Here is a 25,285-nt window from a genome sequence, read left to right as displayed (position 1 = left end):
AAGACGTGCAGCCACCGCTGCACGTCTTCGCTTTATTACTTCTCCGCAACTTGCACTTCTTTCACGTAAGCCGCTTCGAATTTTTGAATATCACCTGCGCCCATGAAAATAAGAACGCCGTTTTTATGTTTCTTTAATACATTCGTTGTTGTATCGGTAATCAATTCTGCACCATCAATACGCTTTTGCAGATCTTGAATTGTTAAGTCACCTTTGTTTTCACGTGCTGATCCGAAAATATCACATAGGTATACTTGATCAGCCTTGCTTAGGCTTTCCGCGAACTCATCTAAGAACTTTTCAGTACGTGAGAATGTGTGTGGCTGGAATACAGCGACAATTTCACGCTCTGGATGCTTTTGACGAGCAGCTTCAATCGTTGCGTTAATTTCTGTCGGATGGTGTGCATAATCATCGATGATGACCTGTTCTCCCATCGGTTTTTCATTAAAGCGACGTTTTACGCCTCCAAACGTTGTTAATTGATGTTTTACTGCTTCTACATTAACATTTTCATAGTGACAAAGCGCGATAACTGCTAATGCATTTAATACGCTGTGATTGCCGTAACCTGTAATTTTGAATGTTTCATAATACGTATTACGAACGAACACATCAAATACAGTACCATCTGTTCTCTTTTGGATGTTACGTGCTTGGAAATCATTATCTTCACCAAATCCATAGAAAATAACAGGTACTTTCGCTTGAATTTTTTGCAGTTCTTCATCATCACCACATGCAATAATTCCTTTTTTCACTTGAAGTGCCATCTCTTGGAATGCACTAAATACATCATTAATGTCTGTAAAGTAATCCGGATGGTCAAAATCAATATTTGTCATAATTGCATAGTCTGGATAGTAAGACAAGAAATGACGACGGTACTCACATGCCTCAAACACAAAATACTTACTATTTTCTACCCCATGCCCTGTTCCATCTCCAATAAGGTAAGACGTTGGGTGTGCACCTTGCATTACATGGGCTAACAAGCCGGTTGTTGATGTTTTTCCATGTGCACCTGTTACAGCAACACTTGTATACTTACTCATAAGATTCCCTAAAAAATGATGGTAACGGTGTACTGGGATATTTAACTCTTTCGCTGCTACAATCTCTTCATGCGTATCAGGGAACGCATTTCCTGCGATAATCACTTGTCCTTCTTTTACATTATTTTTATCAAAAGGAAGGATGGAGATACCACGCTTTTCCAAAGCTACTTGTGTAAAGAAACGTTTTTCAAAATCAGAACCTTGAACAGTATGCTTCATGTCATGAAGAATTTGTGCTAATGAACTCATTCCTGTTCCTTTAATTCCTACAAAATGGTAAACTGTCATCTTAAAGAACCTCCAACATTTCGAACTAATACAACGGCCTATCTATAAGACAGTATATGAATCTTTTCTTATTTTGGTAATCATCATACATTCTCGATACAGCGGAACTTTCATTAGCTCTCACCAATCGGGATAAACACGTACGTACTTCTTATATGTCCATAACAAACTTATTATAGCAAAAAACAATCCGTTATACTATGATAACAGAAAAACTGATAGGGTCAATTCCCTATCAGTTTTTCCTCTTCTTACATATCTTCTCTTTTTTCTAATTGAACACGCTCTAAACGTGGGTTTGGACGATATTTACGTCCAGCTTTCGCTTCTGGTTTTCCATTTAATTCTACATTATCACCTGTAAAACCAATGTTCATTTTTAATAAACTGCTGCCCACTCCGTATAGATCTACAGGAACATTTTGCGCTTCAAATTCATGAATACGTTTTTCATCAAATCCACCAGTTACAACAATATTTACATGCTGGAACCCTTCTTCATCAAGCGCTTTACGGAGCGCGAAAACAAGGGATGGATTTACACCACGAGGGTCAAATGTGCCAAGTACTTCTGGATGACGAATGAAATACTGATCAATCATTGTACGTGATGTATCAATGCGTACACCTTTTAATTCTGAGCCGAATTCACGTGCAACACGAAGACCATCTGTAATCACATCATTATTGTAGTCAATCAGTACAACTAAATCATCCTCTGGAAACTTTTTATAGTACGCTTTTGCAGCTTCTACAACATCTCCATTAAACATTTGAATCAATGCGTGAGGCATTGTCCCCATTCCACTCTTGCCCCACCATTCATTCATTGCATGCGTTGCTTGTGCACTCATACCACCAATATACGCCGCATATCCATCACCAGCTTGCTGTGTATAATGATCATCACGGTCTCCCATGAAAATAACCGGTTTTTCTTTTTCACCGCTGCGAGCAGCTTGTACAACATTATATACATTTGTTGCAACAGATGTACGACGAGCTAAAATCCCATCGATTACACCTTCTAAAAACCCGAAATATTCATAAGGTCCAGAGATTGTTAAAACTGTTTCAAATGGATTAATATTGTCCCCATCTTTTAAAGAATGGATTTCAAGCTCTTCCGGATGTTCAGCAAATGTTTGTAACAATGCTAATACTTCATCTGTTCCGCAAAGTATCGCATGTTCCTTTTGGAAAAATTGCATTGTCACAACACTTTTCGGGCGAAATTCTTGAATAATGTCACGAGTTTTTAAAAAGTAAACGGCAGAGAACCAACCTTCCCCAACTCGTTCATCAAATTTAAATGTTTTATTTGTTAGTCGATTGATTTCACCTTTTAATTTTAATTCAATTTCTTTCATGTCGTTTACTCCCTACTTTACTATCCAACATTTTCTCTTAGTATACAGCAAAACCGCTTCCTATACATTCGTTTCCTGCATAGCAGCAAATTCATCCTCTGAAATAAGGACATCTCTCGGTTTTGTTCCCCGTGCTTCAGATATAATTCCTTGTGCTTCCATCTCTTCAATAAGACGTGCCGCACGATTATAACCGATGCGGAATTTTCTCTGTACAGAAGATGTGGACGCTCCCCCTTGTTCTACAACAAATTGACATGCATCAAAAAACAGTTCATCTTCGGCTTCATGTTGTTCTGTTTTCGCCAATAAATCCTCTTGCTTAAATAAATAGTTCGACTTCATTTGCTTTTTCACATGTTCAACTGTTTTTTCAATTTCATCATCCGATACGTATACCCCTTGTACACGGACGGGTTTTGACGTACCGTTTCCTAAAAATAGCATATCACCGCGACCAAGTAATTTTTCCGCTCCTCCAATATCAATGATTGTACGTGAATCTACTTGAGATGATACTGTAAACGCAATACGCGTTGGAATGTTTGATTTAATCAATCCTGTAATAACATCCACAGACGGACGCTGCGTTGCAACTAATAAGTGAATACCACAAGCACGTGCTTTTTGTGCAATGCGGCAAATTGCTTCCTCTACATCACCAGGAGCAACCATCATTAAATCGGCTAACTCATCAATTACAATAACAATGTACGGCAATGCTTCACCTGGGATTTCTCGGCTACTTACGATGATATTATAACGAGTTAAATCACGTGCACCAACATGCGCAAACAATTCATAACGGCGTTCCATCTCTTCTACAGCCCATTTTAACGCTGCTGTAGCTGCTTTCACATCTGTAATAACAGGTGCTACAAGATGGGGAATAGAATTATATGGTGCAAGCTCAACCATTTTCGGATCAATCAACATCAGCTTCACTTCATGTGGTTTCGCTTTATATAAAATACTTGTTAAAATCGCGTTAATACAGACACTTTTCCCTGAACCAGTCGCACCAGCGATCAGTCCATGCGGCATCTTCCTTATATCCGTTACAATTGGAGCACCAGAAATATCAAGTCCAAGCGCAACTGTAAGCGGTGATTCACTTTTCGTGAACACAGGACTTCTCAAAATTTCTCGCAGGAATACAGGCTTACTTTCTTTATTCGGAACCTCAATTCCGATGGCACTCTTCCCTGGAATCGGTGCTTCAATTCGAATATCTTTTGCAGCTAAACTCAGCTTAATATCATCACTTAAATTTGTGATTTTATTTACTTTCACACCCGGATCAGGTTGTACTTCGAAGCGCGTTACAGCTGGTCCTTGTGAAACATTGATAACATGAGCCCCAACATGGAAATTATTAAACGTCGTATCTAATAATTCTTTCTGTTCTTCTAACCATTCCGTATTATCTAATGTCGACTGACTTGGAATCGTCAATAGTGTTAATGGTGGCATAGCATATTCAGGCGGTGTTTGCAGTACATTACGCATATCATTCTCTCTTCGCGCTATAACGTATGCTTTCTCTTGTACTCCTGCACTTGCAACAGGTGCCTTCATTTCCGTTTGTTGAACTGGCTCCTCTGTTACTTGATTTTCCACTGCCACTCGTTCTACTGGTTTCTCTTCTTCTTGAGTTCCCACCACTACTTGCTGTGCTGGTCTCTCTTCTTCTCGAGTTTCCACTATAACTTGTTCTACTGGTTTCTCTTCCACTTGAGTTTCCACTATAATTTGCTGTGCAGTTTTCGCTTTTCCTTGTGGTGCTTCTTCCACTTGTTGTACAGGCTGCTCGTGCACCTTTACTGGTTCTTCAGCTTGTTTTATAGGAGTCTGCGGCGTTTTCATTCCTGCCACATGTCTCTCTATTAACTTTCTTCTATCTTGTTTTAACATCACAACATTAAACGGCACATGACGCTTTTTCTCACGTTTCGGTTCTTCTTTTTGCTTAACAGGCTGTTCCACAGCAACTTCTTGCTTTTCTTCTGCCTCTTCGATTAATACATTTGCAAAGTTTTGAACTGCTTCCTTCGTGTGCTCGTCTGCTGCTGAAGATGTTTCTGAAACATTGTTTTCCGCTTTAGAAACCAAATTCTCTTGTTCTGTCGTTTTTCCAACTACTACTTGAGCCGTTTCTTCTGCAGACTCTTTCGCTGTTTCGGCAATTTTTGCTTCTTCAAATGTTTCTGCTACCAGCGTTTCTTCGGGTTCCTCCACTGCTTCAACTTCCAGCGTTGGTTCTTCAGCTTCTTCCACTTCTTCAACTTCCCGCGTTGGTTCTTCAGCTTCTTCCACTTCTTCAACTTCCCGCGTTGGTTCTTCAGCTTCTTCCACCGCTTCAACTTCCAGCCTTGGTTCTTCAGCTTCTTCCACTTCTTCAACAATATTTTCTTCTAAAATAGTTTTCTCCACTAGCTGTTCTTCTTCTATTTCTTTCTTATATTCATTTTCTTCTGTTGACGTTGTATCCATATTCTCTACAGTAGAATCTAGCAACTCATCTTGCAAGATTTCTTCCTTCGCTTCGTTATCATATTGTGATAACGCCACTACATCTGGTTCTTGCTCAAATACCTGTACGATTTCAACAGTATGCTCTTCTTTCTTATTATCCTGTCCAACTGATTTATGTAAAAAGTTATCAGTTGCAAATGGAAGAGAGTCTGAAATAGCATCTACCTTTTCTTGCCCCTCTAACGAAGTGAATGAACGCTCAGAATCGTAACCGTTTTTCTCTAGCCACTGATCAACAACTGATTTTTCCTCTTTTGGGCTTTCTTGTTGTCCAGTATGCTCCAGATTTTTCTCCTGCTTCTTAGAAGGAATAAAGGATTCGTCTGAGAAATTCGAAAGAGAGTATCCTTTTTTCTCCAACCAAGCATCGACGACAGATTTTCCTTCAAAGGATATTTCAAGATCTTCCTGCCCTTTTTCTTCCGTCTTAACTTCTTGTTTCTCTCTCGAAGGACGTTTATATCCAAAGATAGGCGAAATCATTTCTGTCGGGCGAAATGGTCTTCGATGGCTTTCTTGTACTGGCACAGATTTTTTTGGCAAGATAGGCTCTGGCTCAATTTCTTGTTGGGCTTGTGGCGGGGCAAATGTATGAACTGGTTCTTCTACATATCTTGGCCTGCGTCTCTCCATGTTCGTTACCCTTGGCAGAGGTTGCTGCTCAAAATGTGTTGATTCTTCCACATTCTCCTCATCAAATCCATCATCAGGTATTAACGGAAATCGGCATTTCACACCTAAATTCCGACTAGCCATTTGTGCTTCTCTTGCTTCAGTGTAGTGGTTTACACGAGGAGTTTTCGGCTTACTTTCAGTGTTCTTCGGTACTGCTTTATTTATCGCTGCTTTTTCTTCCTGATGTTCCTCTTTGTTAAACAGCTTTTTCATCCAATCTAACATGTTTACCACTCTTTCTACTAAATAGTAACATCCTTTATTGTATCAGCATTCGGCAAAAAGTGCAGGTAAAATTACGCTCTTGTATTTTGTCTACCATATTCAAATCTTCAGTAAGTACAATAGATTCTCAACATACAAGTCGCTGCTATGAACACAAAAGAGGGCCTACTCTCTCCTTCTCCCTTTGTTTTAAACCCGGCACGGGGCTCAAAAAGGACCTGACCGCTTCTATACATGGCCGGTCCCCCCTCTCCCACCAAAAAAGAAAGGTTTTCACTTGTATTTATACATAAAAAAACAGCCTCATATATAAGACTGCCGTTTAAGCTTTACTCTTCCGATATTCTTCTACACTCTCGGTTACACTTTGCAGTAAAGAGTCTAAATATTGTGTGTCTGATAGTTTCTGATCTTCTTCAGGATTCGACATAAATCCAAGCTCAAGTAAAACGCCTGGAATTTTCGACCAATTAAATCCAGAAAGATCATCTCGAAACTTGATTCCATTTACTTTTACCTGGCTGTTTTCTTTCATTTTCTTTACGATTATTTGAGAAACTTGTAAACTTTCTGCATAGATTCCTTTTGTATATGTATTCCCTTCCGCTGGCGTCAACACAGCAAACCCTTTTTGTGCTCGATTTTCTGAACCATCCGCATGAAGGCGTAAAAATAAATCTGCTTGATGCTCATTCGCAAATGTCGCTCGCTCCTTATTACTTATATCAACATCATGTGTTGTTCTTGTCATAAGTACTTGCATACCTTTTGCTTCGAGCTTCTCTTTCAATATGACAGCAGCTTCTAATACAAGAACAGATTCTCTTTTTTTCGTCACAACACCTGTCGTTCCATCAGTCACTTTATACTTTTGCTCAGTTGCCCCCGGGCCAATTGGTTCTAAATTTAAATTTGCTTTCTCTTGATGCCCTGGATCAATTACAACAAGAAATTTTGCTTGTTTTTGCTCAGCATTTGCTTTTACCTCAAGGGTTTTGGCCGATTCCTCAGCCTGTGGTACTTGCTCCACCTTTAGCTCTTGTTTTTCATCTTGCTCCACGGATGGTTCTTGTTCAATTTTTTTCTCTTGTTCTCCATTTTGTTCCACTGGTAATTCAGCTTCTATTTTCTTCTCTTTTTCCGCTTGCTTCTCTGGTGGCGTTTCTTTCGTTTGTTCTACAACCTTTTTATTCTCTTCTTGCACAGTAGATGGTATTTTCTTCTCTTGTTCCTTCGAGCACGCTCCCATATATATTCCAAGTAATACAACTGCACACATCATTTTTATATATTTCATAGCTTCCTCCTCCCATCTACTTTGCGCATACTCTATTTATATATCCATTTTGGTTTCCAAGTGTATAAGTCGCTACTATGAAAAACAAAAGGTGACCTGTACTCGTTCTCTCTTTTTGTTTTCACTTGGCATGGGGCTGAAAGCGGGACTGACCGCTTCTATACATGGCCAGATGCTCTCTCCCACCTAAAGATTGGGTTTTATGTCGGGTTTTCAATTTGCATTTATATAAAAAAACCCTAAATTTCTTTTAACTGTTTCATAATCTCATCTATACTACGTGCTATACAAACTGGTTCCCATATTTCCGATCCTTGTTCAGCTGTGTAGATCGGATGGAGTGGATTATCTATATCAACAAAGATAGGATCACCCATATCTGTATCATATCCAATAACAATCCAACTCTCTTGCCAATCTCCCTTTTTCCCACTCATGAGTGAATTTTTGTTTTTATCATATCGATATCCAATTTGTCCCTTTTCCAATTCATTTTCATGCAATAAATATATTTCAAATGATTGTAATTCAATATCATGTTTCTTCGAAGTTTCGATAAGCCCCAGAAGCTCTTTCACTTTTGGAAATTGTCTCATATGTTCCTATCTCCTTCTATATAACTCCATTTTAATTTTTCAACATATAAGTCGCTGCTATGAAAAGCAAAAGGTGACCTGTACTGTACTCGTTCTCTCTTTTTGTTTTCACTTGACATGGGGCAAGAAAAGGGGCTGCCCGCTTCTATGCATGGCTGGATGCTCTTTTCCACCCTAAAAGAAAGGTTTTATGTCGGGTTTTCAATTTGCATTTATATATTTTTCTAAATTTTAACTAATTTGTTTTTGAAATACAATATAGATTTTGAGAAAAGCGTTACAATATAAAGACATGTAAATAAAAAAATAGCCTCATTTTATCATGAGACTATTTTTTCTATATAATTCTATTTTAATTTTCCGGCATATCGTTCGCTACTACGAGGAACAAAAGATGGTCGCTACTTGTTTTTTCCCTTTGTTTTCACTTGGCATGGGGCAGGAAAAGGATCTGACCACTTCTATGCATGGCCGGATGCTCTCTCCCACCTAAAGATTGGGTTTTATGTCGGGTTTTCAATTTGTAATTATATATCAATTAAAATTTGAACTCTTGTCCAACCTCATAGCTGTCTTCTAATACAAGAATACCTTTTTCCTGAGGAGCATCCGGAAGCTCTAATTCACGTGCAGAACAAATCATTCCAGAAGATGGAACGCCGCGAAGCTCAGCTGGTTTAATTAACATACCACTTGGCATTACAGCACCGATTTTTGCGACAACAACTTTTTGTCCTGCATCAACGTTTGGTGCACCACATACGATTTGTAGTGTATCTGTACCGATTTCTACTTTACAAATGTTTAGTTTATCTGCATTTGGATGCTTTTCTTTTTCAGCTACGTAGCCAACGACGAATTTCGGCGTGAGGTCTGCTTCTACTTTTTCTTCAAAGCCATTCTTTGCTAAAATGTCATTGATTTTTTCAACAAGCTCTTTTGTTAAAGTAATGTTTCCTGTTTCCTTTACTTCTACATAAGAAGACGCATTAAAGATGTTGAATCCTCCTGTTACGTTGCTTTCACGATCATAAACGCGTGCAACATCTCCTTTGCGGTCAAATGTACGGTTTTCTAATGTGATATCTTGTAAGGCAACGATTAATGTGTCGCCAATTCCTTCAAGGTTGTAAAAAACGTTCACTTTGTTCATCCTTTCTCTTTTCCATTTGTCTTCTTCCGATTCTTCGCTAAAATAAAGATTGGCTCAAAATCCCCATCTTCATATACGAATGAAAGTGATGTAATCGGAACATGACCTTCGGCAAAAAACTTCATTGTCATTTGTGCAATAATATCATAACCGATTTCGTTCACGATATCAGCAATAATTAATACATCTTGGTGCGGAACAGCTACAACCATGTCACCTGAAATCTTTTCACGCATCGATTGTAATAATGATTCATTCAAAATACGACTCGCATCATAGCCATCATTTGTGTTTAAGAAATAAAATGTATTCCCCGCCACTTCATCTTGTTTAAATGAATGACTTAAGGAACGTACATTAAACAATGCCATTTCACGTACTTGCTGCTCTGTAAGTCCTAGTTTTTGTAACAAACGTTCATCAATTAATCGATATGTTTTATTGGAATCTAATGCATAATAAATGCGCGTTTCTGCTGTATGATCTGTCATTACGAAAGGGTTTCCTTCTTCAGCTTGCTTTGGAAAAGAAGTGGATCGAATAACCGGTAAAATTTTTGCCGCGCCGCTTTCTTCTTTATGCATCGCAAGTAGCGCCTCTTGTACATAATACACAACATCTTCAATCGCTGCTTCCTTCTTCACTTCCCATTTCGCTACAACTCCTGGAAGCGAAACATTAATTCCCTTTTTCGTATCTTTTTGTTCAATACGGAGCGTATCCTTCTCGCTATCATAATGAAATTCCCACTCTGGACGAGCTAATCTAGTCATTAACTCGTCTTTCATCTTTTTGCTTGTCATTTTCATTTCGTTTGCCTCCCTTCCAAAAAAATAACCTCCCCCGCGAAGGTAGAGGTTGTTTTTACAATTTAATTGGCGAGATCGCCTTATTTTAACCCTTCAATAAACGCTTCGATTTGTTCTTGTGTTTTACGATCTTTGTTTACATAGCGTCCAGTTTCTTCACCTTTATTGTACGCTACAAAGCTCGGAATGCCAAATACGTCTAATTTCACGCAAAGGTCAATAAATTCGTCACGATCTACATAGTAAAATGAGAAATCGCTATATTTTTCTTCTACTTCTGGCATAAATGGGTCAATAAAACGGCAGTCTGGGCACCATTCTGCTGAAAACATAAAAATGACGTTCTCTTCATTTTTTAATTCTTGAAATTGTTCCATGCTTTCTAATGATTTCATCTATATTTCCTCCTCTAACGAAGTGTATCTTTTCATCTCTAATCTTCTTTTATACTACCATACATCACGTATGGTGCAAGGTTTATGCTTGTTTTTCGTCATACTTATATTGCCCAATTAACAGCTTTACAACATGTACAAATAATTGTGTACGATCCACATAATGATCTGTAAAGATTCCGATTGCGCCTTCATGGCTACGAATGTCTTTTCGTTTTACAAATGCCTCCATTACTTCACTTAACTCTTTTCCATCTTCAAGAGGAGAAAGAAAATCATCAGGAAGCATAATCCGTGCCCCACCTGCGACAAATACTTTCCCCGCGCTTGTCGCCAAAGCACCCCAATTGCACATAAACAAACCGTGCTCTGTTTTCATTACACCGCCTTCTAGTCCGATACCGATGTCAGCTTGTTTTTCTTCTAGTGCTCGCTTCGCTCTATTGATTGCGCCTTGCATCGTTTCCTCATCAGAAAATGGCTGTGCTGCAACTCCTGAAGGAACAGAAACTGAAGTAATACTTACCTCTTTCCATACTTCTTGTACGGCTCCTACTTTTGTTTGATTTTTTGAGCCAACTGCTACTTTCATATTGTTCACCTCTATATAAGTCATTGCTACAAAGAACAAAAGGTAATTGACACTCTTGTTCTTTCTTTGTTTTTAACTCTATATGGGATAGGAAAAATTCTAAACTTTTCTATACATGATCGGACGCTCCCTCCCATCTAAAAAAGAGTGTTTTGATCAGTTCTTCATCATATGTCCTCTTCCATTTCCCAACATATACATTACGGCTATGCAACAAAAAAAAGACCTCCACTCATTGTCTCTTTTTGGTTTCACATGGTATGGGGCTAAAAAGAGCACTGACCGCTTCTATACATGAGCGGACGCTCTCTCCCATCTAAAAAGAGTGTTTTTATTTCTTTTCATATACGAAAAGAAAAGGCCGAATCCGGCCCTTTCTTTTAAGCATTGTTTTTAATTGTTTCTAATGTTGTTTTATCTGTTGCTTTCACAAGTTTTGTAATCAATTCTTTCGCTGCTGCATAATCATCAACATGTAAAATAGAAGCATGAGTATGAATGTACCGAGCGCAAACACCAATTACTGCTGACGGAATACCAGAGTTACTCGTATGTACACGACCTGCATCTGTACCACCTTGTGAAATAAAGTACTGGTACGGAATGTTATGTGTTTCTGCTGTATCTAAAATAAATTCACGCATTCCTCTATGTGTTACCATTGTACGGTCATAAATGCGAAGAAGTGCTCCTTTTCCTAATTGACCAAACTGCATTTTATCCCCAGATGCATCATTTGCTGGACTCGCATCAAGCGCATAGAAAATATCTGGCTGAATCATATTAGCTGCTGTTTGTGCGCCGCGAAGACCGACTTCTTCTTGTACAGTCGCACCAGAGTATAACGTGTTTGGTAATGTTTCATCTTTTAATTCTTTTAACAATTCAATCGCAAGACCACAGCCGTAGCGGTTATCCCAAGCTTTCGCCATAATTTTCTTTTCGTTTGCCATTGGTGTAAACGGACAAATCGGAACAATTTGTTGCCCTGGTTTCACACCAATTTCAAGCGCTTGTTCATAACTATCTGCACCTATATCAATTAACATATTTTTTATATCCATTGGTTTCGCACGTTGTGCATCACTTAATAAATGAGGTGGAATCGAACCAACAACTCCAACAACTGGGCCGTTTTTCGTCATAATTTGTACACGTTGTGCTAATAGCACTTGACTCCACCAGCCGCCTAGCGTTTGAAAACGAATCATCCCGTTTTTCGTAATTTGCGTAACCATAAAGCCAACTTCATCCATATGACCAGCTACAAGTACGCGTGGGCCATTTTCATCCCCTTTTTTCAGACCGAACACGCTACCTAAACCGTCTTGGACGATTTCATCTGCATATTTACTTAACTCCTCTTTCATAAAACGGCGCACATCATGCTCAAATCCTGATGTACCTTGTAATTCTGTTAACGTGCGAAATAATTCTAATGTCTCTTTATTCACGAAGTTCCCTTCTTTCAAACCTTAGTAGAATACCTCTTTTATTGTAACGAAATTTTCGAAATGTTTCTAGTTTCTTCTTTTTTCGTTAAAATTGCATTATAATTATCATCAATACACTACTTTATAGAATTGAGGTGAATATATGCGCTGGAAAGGTTTACTAGCTGGTATTGGTGTTGGTTTTGCAGCTGGTTATCTTGTTGCAAACAAAGTTCAAGAACAATCCCATATTTCTTCAGAGAAAGCATTAAAAATGGTGAAACAAGCATTAAGTCATAAAGGCGAAATTACTGGCTCTTGGGTACATATGGTTCCAGAGACGTTTGAAAAATATGATGTCGCGTACGAAGTATACCGCGGCGGTCTTACAACAATTTTAAATGATATACAAGAACGATTTGAATTTTTAGTAGATGCAAAAACAGGTACCGTTTTAGAAGTAACGGCTGCTTAAAACAACTCAGAAAATCAAAAAGCATAAAGTGAAACTTTGATCAGTGGAAGGCTTCATTCCCACATTGATTATTCACTCCCGGCCAATTAGATTGTTACGGACAATAATACTCCGCTTGCATAACTTTGAGGTGAGGGCTACCACTCATGAGTAGTGAGATTAAAGTGTGCAGATGAATTTCTGCACACTTTTTCACATTCTTTCAATTATCATCGCTGTCGACATCCCATGTCCAATGCAAATTGTCAGTAGGCCGTACCTTCCCTGCCTCCGCTCCAATTCATGAAGAAGAGAAGTCATTAATTTCGCACCAGTTGCCCCAAGTGGATGACCTAGCGCAATCGCACCACCATTAACATTCACCTTTTGTAAATCCGATTCCATTTCCTTTTGCCATGCTAAAACAACCGATGCAAATGCTTCATTGATTTCTACAACATCCATATCATGAATTGTTAAATTTGATTTTTGTAGCACTTTTTTTGTTGCAGGGATAACGCCATCAAGCATTGTTGTCGGGTCAGAACCAACAACCACTTGATTAACAATGCGAGCAGGTGCTTTACAACCTAGCTCTTTAGTCTTTTCACTATCCATCAGCAAGATTGCTGCAGCACCATCACTAATTTGACTTGCATTCCCTGCTGTAATCACTCCATTTTCTTTAAACACTGTTTTTAAATTTGATAACGCTTCATAAGAAGTATCCCTTCTCGGACCTTCATCATTTTCAACTAATATTTCATTGCCTTCTTTATCTACACCACGCAGTGGTACAATCTCTCGCTGAAAGTGTCCAGATTCAATAGCTTGAAGTGCGCGTCTATGACTTTCTAGCGCGTAAGCATCTAACTGTTCACGTGTAATACCATATTTTTCTGCAATCATCTCAGCAGATACACCTTGATGCACAATTTGATACTTTTCGTGAAGACTACTCGGGATCGTCTGCTCATTTCCATCACTTAAAATAGGAACTTTTGTCATATGTTCAACACCAGCTGCAATCGTAATGTCCATATCCCCTGATTTAATTTCTTGCGCAGCAAAGTGAATAGCCTGTTGCCCTGAACCACAGAGCCTATTAATCGTTACTGCTGGAACCGTTATAGGAAAATCTGCTTCAAGTGCCGAAAGTCTTCCAATATTAAAACCTTGTTCGTTAATTGGCGTTACACACCCCATAACTATATCTTCTATAAGTCCTTTTTCTATATCCCCCCGTTTTGTTACTTCACTCAGTGCAACTGCCGCAACTTGTATAGGGTGAAGTAAACGAAATGCCCCATTTCTTTTACCAACTGGCGTACGTACAGCTTCAACAATAACAACGTCCCGCTTCATATTTTCTCGCCTACTTTCCCTTTTGAATAATCATAAAAACCTTTCCCAGTCTTTCTTCCAAGATGTCCTGCCTCTACAAGTTTCACAAGTGTTTGCGGCGCTCTAAACCTATCTCCAAATGCTTCCATTAGTCCTGTACTCGCAAATAGCATCGTGTCTAGCCCTACATAATCCGCTAATTCAAATGGTCCCATTGGATAGTTCAAACCAAGCTTAATTGCCTTATCAATGTCCTCTTTACTTGTAATTCCTTCTTCATACATACGCATGCACTCTAACATATGAATAGCAATTGCCCGCGACGTCACAAATCCTTGCATATCTTTCACAACAACCGTTTCTTTCCCAATTCCTTCTGAGACTGTTCTTACTGCTTGTATCGTACTTTCTGCCGTAACCACTCCTCGTACAATTTCAACGAGCTTCATAACAGGAGCGGGATTAAACCAATGCATCCCCACTACTTTTTCTGGACGACTTGTTACACTTGCAATTGCAGTTACACTTAATTCAGACGTATTCGTTGCTAGAATAGTAGATTGCGATGTATACAAATCTAGCTTTTGAAAAATCTCCTTCTTTAACTGTAATATTTCTGGTACTGCTTCAATAACAAGCTCTACATTTTGGCAAGCTTCTTCCAATATAACTGTAGAAGTAATATGAGCTAGAATTCCATTTTTTTCTTCCTCTGTCATACGTCCTGCGTTCACGAAACGACCCAAGCTTTTGGTGATAGTTCCATAAGCTTTTTGTAAACTTTCTTCTGATATATCATACATTTTCACATGTTTATCGCCCATCGCTAACGCTTGGACAATTCCACTTCCCATAATTCCTGCACCAATTACTGCGATATTTTGAATCATTATTTTCCTCCTTTAATTATTTTCTTTTCATTTCCACAACATACATTTCAACAACGAATCAATACTTTCCGAAATAGTCTTGCATATTTACGAGAAATAAATGTCCTCTTGATTCTCTATCTTCTCTCTAATTATTCATACACGAACTCGCTCAATTACATCTAATTGTTCCAATCTCTAACTTCGATAATCCAAGCTTTTGCAACACTTCTTCGGTATGCTCACCAAGCTTCGGTGGATTCGCAAATGTATGACTCGTATGTGTAAATACATATCCTTTCTCATTTACTAGATGCCTTGTAAATGGTGACGACGATAATTCATTTGTCTCCAAAACAGGCGCCAAACAACAATCCACTTCCATCGCAAATTTCGTCCAATACGCCAATGGCTTACTAGCAAAGAGTGCTTTCATTTGCTCATAAATGATTTGACCATCTTGAGTTAGTTCATATTGCTTATCCCCCCATTCTACTCTTCCTACCGCTTCACAAAAGGAATGCCAAAATTTCTGTTCAACTGCTCCGAGCGCAACAAACCTTTCATCGCTCGTTTCGTAGAGGGAATAACAAACAATCTTACCGCTAAGCAAATCTAGCCCATGACGTTTGTTATACATTTTTTCAAGCATGATATGATTGTTCATTAACATCATTAAGCTATCTGTGAGAGAAATATCGAGATAACTCCCTTCCCCAGTTCGCTCTCTTTGAAACAATGCTGCCATAATTTTTTCTGAAGTCATCATTCCGCCTATCTCATCCCCAAGGGTAATTTTGGGATGAACCGGAATTCCTTCTTGATCTTTCAACTGTGCTAATACGCCGCTTACTGCCATAAAATTTATATCGTGGCTTGCAAGATCCGAATGTTCTTTATTTTGTCCATATCCAGTTAATGAAGTATAAATGATACTTTTATTTATCCGTTTAACTTCTTCATATCCAAGACCAAGACGGTTCATTACGTTAGGTCGAAAGCTTTCTATTAAAACATCAGATTTTTGAAGAAGTTTTTTCACTACCGCTACTCCTTCTGGATGCTTTACGTTTATTGCAATACTTTTCTTATTACGATTATTCGCATAAAAAAACGCCTGATTACCAGATTCCAACCCTCTTGCTAAATCACCATAAAGCGGTTCTACCTTTATCACTTCTGCACCTAAATCAGCAAGGCGAAGTGCTGCATACGGACCTGGTAAGTAATGAGAAAAATCAACAACTGTTATTCCTTTCAACATCATAAGCCCATACCCTTTGCAATTATATTTTTCATAATCTCATTCGCACCAGCATAAATCGCGCTTACTGGGATATCACGATAACGCCGCGCAATCTCGTATTCTTCCATATATCCATATCCACCGTGCAGTTGTATGCACTCTGCTGACACTTTTTTTGCAAGATCTGTCAGCCACCACTTCGTCATCGACAAATGTTCTACCAATTTCAATTTCCGTATACATCTCTGCTAATCGAAACTGTACTGTTTGAAAATCGCTTATACTTTTCCCAAATGCTTTTCGCTCTTGGACATAGTTTTTCGTTATATGTAGCATCACTTCCGCGGCTGTTTTAGCTGCAATTGCAACAATGAGACGTTCTTGCTGCAACTTTTCCATGAGATAATAAAAACCTTTTCCTTCTTCCCCTAGCAAATTCGAAACAGGCACTTTTACATCTTCAAAAATAAGTTCTGCTGTGTCTTGACTATGTAAGCCGATTTTTTTTAGTTTTTTTCCTCTTTTAAATCCCTCCATTCCTCTTTCTAAAACAAGTAGACTCATGCCTTTATGAGCCGGTTTAATATTTGTGTCTGTCTTACAAACAACGATAACTAAATCTGCATGAATACCATTTGTAATAAATGTTTTTTCTCCATTCACGACATAATAATCACCTTCTTTTCTTGCAGTTGTTCGAATACTCGCCAAGTCCGAACCTGCTCCTGGCTCCGTCATCGCAATTGCAGTTATACATTCACCGCTTACACATTTTGGTAACCAACGTTTCTTTTGTTCTTCTGTTCCATACTGCGTGAAGTATGGAACGACAATGTCATTGTGCAAACCAATTCCGATTAAACTTGATCCAACCTTTTCAAGTTCCTCGTTAATGACAACCGAATATCCAAAATCAGCACCTGCTCCACCATACCGCTCACCTACCATTGGACAAAGAAAACCTTTACTCCCCATACTTGTCCAAAAAGCACGAGGAATTATTCCTTCTTTTTCCCATTCGTTATAGTATGGATATGCTTCCTTTTCTAAAAATTTATGAAAAGCATCACGAAAAATGTGATGCTCCTCCTGTAAATATTTATGCCTCATCATATCCTCCCCTTAGCTTCCGTTTCTGCATTACGCAAAATAAACTTTTGAATTTTACCGCTTGTATTTCTTGGCAGTTGTTCAACAAACACATAGCGACGTGGACGTTTATAATCAGCAAGCTTATCACTTACTTTGCAATACTCATCTAATATCCCTTCGGTAAGAGACTCATCTTTTGAAACGATGTATGCTAGAACACTTTCTCCCCAAAGCTCATCTTTCTCTCCAAGCACCGCAACATCTAAAACACTTTCATGTGTATACAAAAAATCCTCGACCTCACGTGGGTAAATGTTTTCTCCACCACTAACAACCATATCGTCAACGCGATCCGCAACGTATAAATAACCATCTGTATCTACATACCCCAAATCTCCTGAATGGTACCATCCTTTATATAATGCTTTTGCTGTTGCCTCTTCATTGTTGTAATACCCTTTCATCAAACAGGAACCTCGCATAATAATTTCTCCGATTTCATACGGTCGTAATATATCATTCGGCTCAGATGGCCCTTCTTCATTTGGACGGACAACACGAATTTCATGATTATAGGCAGCTTTTCCTGCAGAACCTACTTTAGTAAGTTGCTCATTCTCTCGTAAAAAAGTAACTGCCGGTCCCATTTCCGTCATACCATAGGCTTGTACTAATGAAACATTCAATTTTTCATCACAAGCTTTTACAAGTGCCGGTGCCATTGAAGCTGCTCCATATAAACCGTACCTAAGAGAAGATAAATCATACTGCATTAAGTCTTCCTGCAACATCATATTCCACATCGTAGGTGCCGCGAACATAACAGTAACCTTCTCTTTTTCAATCGTTTCGAGCACATTCTTTGCATCGAAATGGTGCAGAATAATATTCGCCCCGCCGCTATGTACCCTTGGAACGAAGCAACAGTGCAGCTCAGCACAATGAAACATCGGTGCTGTTACAAGACCACGACTATTCTCGGTATAATGTAAATATGCGATTCCCATCAAGCTTTGATCGATAATTTCTCGGTGACGGTGAAGTACTCCCTTCGGATAACCGGTTGTTCCACTTGTATACATAATGGAACAAATATCATCTTCTTTTACTCCTACTGTTTCAAAATCCGGTAATGCATTTGATAGTTTTTCTTCATATGAAATAGAAAACGGTGGATGATTTTGGTCAATGTACCAGAACTGGATATGAGGAAATTGTTTATGAATACTTTGTATTTGGGAGGATAATTGCTTTTCAAAAAGTACGATTTTTGGAGAAGCATCTTCTAATATATAACTGAGTTCTTGTGGTTTTAATCTAAAATTAATCGGATTAAATACGGCGCCAATTTTTGCACAAGCGAAACATGTAGTTGCTAGTTCACTACTATTAAAGAGAAAAGTCGAGACACGGTCACCTTTTTGTATACCACTTTTTTGGAGCGCATGAGCTAGCTTATTCACCTGTTCATTCCATTCTGTATACGTCCAGCGAATATTTTTTTTCGGTTCAACAATCGCTTCTTTATTTGGATAATTTCCAGTAGTCAGTTCAAGTAAAATTCCAATCGTTATATGCAATATATTTCCCCCTTTCGAATAAAAAGCTTCTCATATAGAGCATGTCATAATGCAGTAACTCAGAGATATTATAACAATTTTCAGAATATTTTAACAGTATTTCTTTCGACAAATCCTTGCAATGTGTTTGTAGTTGAACAAGAGCATAAAAAATTCACTTTTTAGTGGAGGGGGTGACCCTCCACTCCATACTTCTATCTTTCTTACACTTCACTTGATACATTTTCCTCTTTTCGTTCTACCTTCTCAACCATATTCCCTTCCTCATCCCACTTCACAGCGCGATAATAGGCATCATGATAAAAGGTGAACCATGCTTTCTTTTCTGTGCCATACTTCATCCATTTTTGCTTATGTTCAATTGAAGTCATTGGATAATCATCATATGCCATCACCCATAATACGTTTTGATGAGCATGCGTTGGCAAGAGATCCGCTAAATGAAGCATCGTTTCTCCTTTACTTTCAAGAACAATTACAGCATGACCATCACTATGCCCTCCTGTATGTACCATTCTGACTTCATCTGAAATTTGTATTTCGTCTTTGAAAGTGACAATTTTCTCTACAATTGGCTCCCAATTTTCTTTCCAATATGTATTACGAGAGCGGATATTAGGGTTTCTCATTTCATTCCATTCTATTTCTGATACATACACTTTTGCATTTGGAAACGTCGGAACAAGCTCACCATCTTCCGATTTTGTTAATCCTGATGCATGATCAAAATGAAGGTGTGTCATTAATACATAATGAATATCTTCAGCTGTTAGACCGTGTTCCGCTAGAGAATGTTCAACTGACGATTCTTCTGTTATCCCTTGATTCCGCTTCATTTTTTCATTCATTTTATTATTTCCAATTCCTGAATCAATGAGCATATTTCCTTCTTTCGTTTGTACAAGCAACGGATCTGTTCTTAAATAAATATGATTTGTATCATTATGTTTATATTTGCGTGACCATAAGATTTTTGGTACGACACCAAACATCGCTCCCCCATCTAAATGAGTGTTCCCTCCGCGGAGCCATGTCACTTTTATTTCTCCGATTTTTAAAGATTCCATTCCACATTCCCCCTTTTCCATTTTCCCCCGCTATTCGTGTGCAGTAAGACTCCCACCTCAAAATGCAGCAAAAGCAAAGAAGTTAGTCGGGGAATCAACTGCCCGTAAAAGCCCGATTGGTGCGGGCTGATAATCAGTGGGGGATGAAAAAGCCCCCCACTGATTACAGTTTCTCTTTATTCTAACACAAAATTCAGAATGTTTTTTCACAACAAAAAAACCTGCGCATTACTGCGCAGGTTCTGTTCGATATTTCGCTTCAACACGATAAATACGATGTCCTTTACTAGAAAACTTCTCTTCGTATTCCGTCATAATGTTACCTTCGAAATCACTGTTATGAAGATCTAAGCTAAGGAATGTGAGTAGCATGCCATATTCAGCCATACTCATAAGAGAGTATTCAAATAAACTTTGGTTATCCGTTTTAAAATGAATCTCTCCGCCTGTTACTAACACTTCTTCATAATTGCGTAAAAATGTTTTATACGTTAAACGACGCTTCTCGTGACGATTTTTTGGCCATGGATCTGAGAAGTTTAAATACACACGGTCAATTTCGCCTTCCGCAAAGAAAACTGTTAAATCTTCAGCATCTTTATTAATTAATTTTAAGTTTGGTACTTCTTCTTCAATTAACCTATCAAGCGCATCTACGATAACACTTGTGAATTTTTCAATTCCGATATAGTTAATATGCGGATTCGCTTTTGCCATCTCATAAACGAAACGACCACGACCTGTTCCTACTTCAATATGGATCGGATGGTCATTTCCAAACACTTCTTTCCAATTGCCACAACGCTCCTCTGGGTTTCCAATTACAAACTGTGAATACTCATTAATTCGATCCATTGCATATGGTTTATGTCTTAAACGCATAGATGTCTTCCTCTCTTTACCAGACTATTTTTAGAAGGTTTATTCCTTCTTTCTTTTTTAATCAATCTATCAAACAAAAAACCAAGTACGTACGAGCACTCGGTCCGTTTCTTTCAAGTATAAGGTGTTCCATTTTGATACAAACTACAAAGAGCATAGAACGAAACTCTCCTGTAGAAACGTTTCGTTAGCCAATGATTAGTTACTCCATGACGAAATAGAAAATTTCTCTTACTTGTTCAAATTGAACAACAATCGAAAGGATGATCCAATCATGCCGATTAATCAACAACATCAATTAGAAATTTTAAAAGATATTCTAGTCAATCACCAAAGCGATTGCTGTGGAACGGTTTCTGAGTGCGAACAATTAGAACGGCTCATTCAATCATTGCTTGCAAACGATAGTGTGAACAGCGATGTAAAAACAATGCTAAACGATGTATATTACTATAGTCAATCGGGTAAATATTCTCCTGATTTAGACAATCATATTTCCAATAATCAAGAGCAACTCACGCAATGGATTTCTGGAATGGACAATTTCTCTTAAATTATTTATTACTCTGAAGCAAGTAGTTGCTGTAAATATTGATGCCAATATTCAGCTTCTGCTTGCTGTTTTTTTGTTGTATGCCATTGAACAGATAAAATAGTTTGTGCCACTACATACCACTTCATACGATGAACCAATGATTCATTCATTTCAATTCCATAATACGCTAACCATTCGTCCCATTCGTGACGCGGAACATACCAATATAATAACATGCCAAGATCAAGAGCAGGATCCGCAATAAGCGCTCCATCCCAATCAATTAAAAATAATTCATCTTCGTCCGATAATAACCAATTGTTATGATTGACGTCACAGTGGCACACGACAAACTCATCATATTCAACATCTTTCAGTGTGGCTGTTAAATATCGTAGCCCTGTCTGAATCGTTTCATCCGTTCTTAAATCTCCTCTTAAAACAAAATACAATTGTTGCAATAACTCCTGCGCATAGAGCGGCTGTTTTCCAAGCCTTTGTATCATCTGCACAAGCGCTTTAGATGAATGTATTTTTTTTAAAAGCTTCGCAACACACTCAAGTTTCATATCCTCTGGCTCTAGCTTTTGTCCTGGAAGCCACTTTTGAGCTGAAATCACATCACCGTTCGTCACTCTTCTTGTCCAAAGTAATTTTGGAACAATTCCTTCTGCCGACAATACCGCTAAAAAAGGCGATGTATTCCGCTTTAAAAATAGCTTTTGTTGTCCATTTTGCGCAATATATGCATCGCCTGTTGCCCCACCAGCTGGTATAAGACTCCACTCTTCTCCTAATAATTGTTCCAACCATTCCATATTCATTACCCGTTAACAAATCCTTATCTTTTATAGTTATGAAAAGAAAAACCGCAACACCTTTTGAAGATGTTATGGATTCATATGAAAACTCCCGCTACTTAGCTCCTTTGACTCTTGAAGTAGGGGTTTCTCGTGTATATCTTCTCTAACAGATGATTAACACGAGTGAAGTTGACACAGCTGCCTGATGCACAACCCCTCTATTCCATTGGCAAACGCCCCTGGAACTACTGTTTTAATATATTGTATAAAGACAGTTACTAGCAATTCATCTTCATCCTCAAAGACTATACTGGGCATATTCCTTGAAGGTGGAGTTTTCTTGCTTTTTTTTGATAAAAGAAAACTTGGCATGGGCCAAGAAATCAAGACAAACTAACCGTCTATTCTTTATATTTTACAAAACCAATAATACAATGACAACTTATCGAAATCGTCACCTTTGTCAATTCTACATTTATTATATTCTCATCGTCAAGTAGCGATTTGTCACATTATCGCCAATATATACGAGCTAATCGGAACCATTTGAAGTTCACTTCCTTGAAATGAAGAAATCGGATGTACTTTCGCTTTTGCACTGTCTGCTAATACGTACCACATTTCGTGTTTCGGCAGTGAAATCGTTTCTAATTGCACACCATTATGAAACAACACCACAATTTCCTTCCAAGGACCGAACTTTCCTATATTTTGCAAATGATAAGCAACAACAGTAGGAGATGTTTGTAAAAATGTCATATGCTCCTTTATAAGATTCGCTGACTGTAAGCGAAACGCTCTATGTGCCTTACGAATCGCAATCAAGCCTTGTATATAAGCAATTGTTTCTATTTCTTTCTCTTTTTGATCCCAATCGAGTTGATTAATTTCGTCAAGCGCATTATAACTATTTTCATTTCCTTTCTTAGAACGATAAAACTCTTGTCCTGCATGTAAAAATGGAATTCCTTGTGAGAGTAATGTCATCGCTGTCGCTAAACGATGACGCCTTTTTTGCACTTCTTCCGTTTCCTGATTGCTACGCACGAGTTTATCCCACATCGTCATATTGTCATGACATTCCACATAGTTAATACTTTGAATGGGTTCTAAAAATAACCCGTCTCCTTTTTCATTTACAAGACTTCCTGATAACACATATTGCAAATGCGCGGGGTCTACACTTCCTCCAAATGCAAAACCACGTTTACTTACATCAAACGTGCTACCTTTTATCCCATCACGAAATTGATCGTTGAACTGCGCGATCTGTGGCATTTTGTTTGCATTGTTAAGCGTTGCCTTCTCTTCTGCCGGAAGTGGTGTTTGTAAATCCCAGCCTTCCCCTAATAACAGTGCATCCTTTTTTCTTTTCCTTATTTCCTTTTCTAATTCATTCATCGTTTCTACATCTAAAATTCCCATTAAATCAAATCGAAAACCATCCACGTTATATTCAGTAAGCCAATATAAAACAGAATCAATAATAAATTTCCGCATCATTTTTCGCTCTGATGCTAGATCATTCCCAACTCCAGTTCCATTTGATGGCATGCCATTTTCATCATGTCTGAAATAGTATCCTGGTACAAGCTTTTCAAAAGATGACGTTTCTCTTTCATATACATGGTTGTATACAACATCCAAAATAACGCGGAGTCCATGCTCATGAAACTTTTCAATAAGTTGTTTACATTCCTTGATTCGGTTATAAGGGTCGGTAGGATCACTTGCATACACTCCCGTTGGAACATTGTAATATAATGGATTATAGCCCCAGTTATACGTTACAAAAGGGGTCGTTTCATCTACTCCAGCAAAGTGATGAAGAGGTAAAAGCTCAACATGTGTAACTCCTAATCCTTTTATATAAGAAAAGGCCGTCTCTGTCCCAAGTCTCCCCTTCGTATTCTCTTCTGTTAATCCAGTATATGTCCCCTTTTTTTCCACACCACTATTTGGATGCATAGTGGCATCACGAATATGCAATTCATAAAGGATTGCATCCGTAAAAGATTCAAGTTTAGGTAATGAAGTTTGTTCTTTTACATATGTCTTCGCAAGATCAATTACAATTCCATACTTACCATTCACCGATACCGATTTTGCATATGGATCTACAGCTTCATTCCATATTAAATTAATACAAACGAGAAATGTATACCTTGCTAATTCAAAGTCTCCTTGTAAAATACGAGACCAAACACCATTCTCTTCTCTTTGCATCTCATAATCCGTATACTCTTTATCATTTTTATAAATTCTTACTTTCGCAAGTCTTGCAGTTGGTGCCCACATTTTAAAAGTTGTTTTTTCCTTTCTATAACAAGCCCCTAAATCGCTACCATCATAATAATATTTTTCATCAAATACAGCCGTTCGAATAACCGCTCCAATTTGTAAATCTGTTTCTTCATTCCGCTCATCCCGCACTGTATAATACTTCCCCACATCAAGTGGATATTCTATATAACATTCATACTTTGTTACATCTGCAAGGGAAATAATTTGAGCAACCTTAAGCTCCCATACATGATTTCCTTCCTGCATAAAAAATGTCCGGCTTGTTCCATACGTATGCGGGAGCAAAATTGTAATTTTATTCATTTCATCTAAATAGGCTTCAAATGGACGCTTTACTTTCAGCATAAAAAATCACCATCATTCTCGAAATTAAAATGAAACTATATGAATACAATTTGAAAAACCGACATAAAACCCAATCTTTAGGTGGGAGAGAATAACTGGCCATTCATAAAAGCGGTCAGAACCTCTTCCAGCCCCGTGCAACGTTAAAACAAAGAGAGAAAACAAGTAGCGATCACTTTTTGCTTTACATAACAGGGGATTTTATGTTGAAAAATCAAAATGGTTTTATATATCTGTAAGAAATAGGTATTCCCTAAAGATAAAGTGAAACTTCCATCAGTGGGGGTTTTCTTCATCTTCCACCCATCTCCCTTGTTTCTCTCTGAATATTGAGGTGG

The 25,285-nt window shown here is 38.2% G+C and carries 20 protein-coding genes and 1 pseudogene; 2 read left to right on the top strand and 19 right to left on the bottom strand.

Translation table 11 applies throughout. The features are described from left to right. Positions 1 to 35: 35 nt before the first annotated feature. The 10 genes from murC to JDS96_RS10515 form a co-directional block, all read right to left on the bottom strand. On the bottom strand, positions 36 to 1,346 hold the full coding sequence (gene murC / locus JDS96_RS10560; protein ID WP_199666748.1) for a UDP-N-acetylmuramate--L-alanine ligase: 1,311 nt from the start codon (positions 1,344 to 1,346) through the stop codon (positions 36 to 38). A gap of 251 nt (positions 1,347 to 1,597) precedes the next feature. Continuing rightward, positions 1,598 to 2,716, bottom strand: a complete 1,119-nt coding sequence (locus JDS96_RS10555) for a nicotinate phosphoribosyltransferase (protein WP_006096096.1) — start codon at positions 2,714 to 2,716, stop codon at positions 1,598 to 1,600. Positions 2,717 to 2,776: 60 nt separating this feature from the next. Continuing rightward, a complete protein-coding gene (locus tag JDS96_RS10550; protein ID WP_199666747.1) occupies positions 2,777 to 6,151 on the bottom strand; it encodes a DNA translocase FtsK in 3,375 nt (1,124 codons plus the stop codon). 322 nt (positions 6,152 to 6,473) lie between these two features. Further along, a complete protein-coding gene (locus tag JDS96_RS10545) occupies positions 6,474 to 7,448 on the bottom strand; it encodes an N-acetylmuramoyl-L-alanine amidase (RefSeq protein WP_003201267.1) in 975 nt (324 codons plus the stop codon). A gap of 239 nt (positions 7,449 to 7,687) precedes the next feature. Beyond that, positions 7,688 to 8,044, bottom strand: coding sequence for a hypothetical protein (locus tag JDS96_RS10540; RefSeq protein WP_003201263.1), 357 nt, complete (start codon positions 8,042 to 8,044; stop codon positions 7,688 to 7,690). Positions 8,045 to 8,582: 538 nt separating this feature from the next. Further along, the gene (ytpR, locus tag JDS96_RS10535; RefSeq protein WP_018764527.1) at positions 8,583 to 9,197 is read right to left on the bottom strand and encodes a YtpR family tRNA-binding protein; all 615 of its coding nucleotides are present in this window, start codon (positions 9,195 to 9,197) and stop codon (positions 8,583 to 8,585) included. Next, positions 9,194 to 10,006, bottom strand: coding sequence for a DUF1444 domain-containing protein (locus tag JDS96_RS10530; protein ID WP_003201259.1), 813 nt, complete (start codon positions 10,004 to 10,006; stop codon positions 9,194 to 9,196). Before JDS96_RS10530 ends, ytpR begins: the two co-directional genes overlap by 4 nt. 80 nt (positions 10,007 to 10,086) lie before the next feature. Next, positions 10,087 to 10,401 (bottom strand): thioredoxin family protein, encoded by a 315-nt coding sequence (locus JDS96_RS10525; RefSeq protein ID WP_003201257.1) that lies wholly within the window; start codon positions 10,399 to 10,401, stop codon positions 10,087 to 10,089. An 82-nt stretch (positions 10,402 to 10,483) separates the two neighbouring features. Next, complete coding sequence (locus JDS96_RS10520; protein WP_003201255.1) at positions 10,484 to 10,993, bottom strand: DUF84 family protein; 510 nt, start codon at positions 10,991 to 10,993, stop codon at positions 10,484 to 10,486. 380 nt (positions 10,994 to 11,373) lie between these two features. Next, entirely contained in the window at positions 11,374 to 12,447 is a 1,074-nt protein-coding gene (locus JDS96_RS10515; protein ID WP_199666746.1) for a M42 family metallopeptidase, read from the bottom strand. Between the two features lie 142 nt (positions 12,448 to 12,589). Between JDS96_RS10515 and JDS96_RS10510 the strand changes: the two genes are divergently transcribed. Beyond that, positions 12,590 to 12,901, top strand: coding sequence for a PepSY domain-containing protein (locus JDS96_RS10510; RefSeq protein WP_199666745.1), 312 nt, complete (start codon positions 12,590 to 12,592; stop codon positions 12,899 to 12,901). Positions 12,902 to 13,093: 192 nt separating this feature from the next. On the opposite strand, the gene JDS96_RS10505 is transcribed toward JDS96_RS10510, so the two are convergent. The 7 genes and pseudogenes from JDS96_RS10505 to trmB form a co-directional block, all read right to left on the bottom strand. Beyond that, positions 13,094 to 14,245, bottom strand: coding sequence for a thiolase family protein (locus JDS96_RS10505; protein ID WP_199666744.1), 1,152 nt, complete (start codon positions 14,243 to 14,245; stop codon positions 13,094 to 13,096). After that, positions 14,242 to 15,114: a 3-hydroxyacyl-CoA dehydrogenase family protein gene (locus JDS96_RS10500; protein ID WP_003201245.1), complete on the bottom strand. Its 873-nt coding sequence runs from the start codon at positions 15,112 to 15,114 to the stop codon at positions 14,242 to 14,244. The genes JDS96_RS10505 and JDS96_RS10500 overlap by 4 nt, the downstream gene beginning before the upstream one ends. A 151-nt stretch (positions 15,115 to 15,265) precedes the next feature. Then, positions 15,266 to 16,360 carry a CaiB/BaiF CoA transferase family protein gene (locus tag JDS96_RS10495; RefSeq protein ID WP_242479887.1) on the bottom strand — a complete coding sequence of 365 codons (1,095 nt, stop codon included), beginning with the start codon at positions 16,358 to 16,360 and terminating at the stop codon, positions 15,266 to 15,268. After that, positions 16,357 to 17,449 (bottom strand): annotated as a pseudogene (locus JDS96_RS10490) (acyl-CoA dehydrogenase family protein). Before JDS96_RS10490 ends, JDS96_RS10495 begins: the two are co-directional and overlap by 4 nt. After that, positions 17,449 to 19,011, bottom strand: coding sequence for a fatty acid--CoA ligase (locus tag JDS96_RS10485; protein ID WP_199666743.1), 1,563 nt, complete (start codon positions 19,009 to 19,011; stop codon positions 17,449 to 17,451). The pseudogene JDS96_RS10490 and the gene JDS96_RS10485 overlap by 1 nt, the downstream one beginning before the upstream one ends. A 203-nt stretch (positions 19,012 to 19,214) precedes the next feature. Beyond that, positions 19,215 to 20,078: a YtnP family quorum-quenching lactonase gene (locus tag JDS96_RS10480; RefSeq protein WP_199666742.1), complete on the bottom strand. Its 864-nt coding sequence runs from the start codon at positions 20,076 to 20,078 to the stop codon at positions 19,215 to 19,217. A 228-nt stretch (positions 20,079 to 20,306) separates the two neighbouring features. Continuing rightward, positions 20,307 to 20,960 carry a tRNA (guanosine(46)-N7)-methyltransferase TrmB gene (gene trmB, locus JDS96_RS10475; protein ID WP_003201235.1) on the bottom strand — a complete coding sequence of 218 codons (654 nt, stop codon included), beginning with the start codon at positions 20,958 to 20,960 and terminating at the stop codon, positions 20,307 to 20,309. Between the two features lie 274 nt (positions 20,961 to 21,234). Here trmB and JDS96_RS10470 point away from each other — a divergent pair, with 274 nt between their 5' ends. After that, positions 21,235 to 21,513, top strand: a complete 279-nt coding sequence (locus tag JDS96_RS10470) for a YtzH-like family protein (protein ID WP_003201233.1) — start codon at positions 21,235 to 21,237, stop codon at positions 21,511 to 21,513. Between the two features lie 8 nt (positions 21,514 to 21,521). Here the strand turns inward: JDS96_RS10470 and JDS96_RS10465 are convergent, their stop codons facing one another. Both JDS96_RS10465 and pulA read right to left on the bottom strand, forming a co-directional pair. After that, a complete protein-coding gene (locus JDS96_RS10465) occupies positions 21,522 to 22,319 on the bottom strand; it encodes a phosphotransferase family protein (protein WP_199666741.1) in 798 nt (265 codons plus the stop codon). A gap of 486 nt (positions 22,320 to 22,805) precedes the next feature. Continuing rightward, positions 22,806 to 24,947, bottom strand: coding sequence for a type I pullulanase (pulA, locus tag JDS96_RS10460; RefSeq protein ID WP_098125301.1), 2,142 nt, complete (start codon positions 24,945 to 24,947; stop codon positions 22,806 to 22,808). Positions 24,948 to 25,285: the final 338 nt, after the last annotated feature.

Origin of the sequence: Bacillus cereus group sp. N21 (assembly GCF_016483395.1) — a bacterium.
Lineage (GTDB): Bacteria > Bacillota > Bacilli > Bacillales > Bacillaceae_G > Bacillus_A > Bacillus_A pseudomycoides.
The sequence above is the reverse complement of the archived record's forward strand: the minus strand, read 5'-3'. Positions and strand labels throughout refer to the sequence as shown.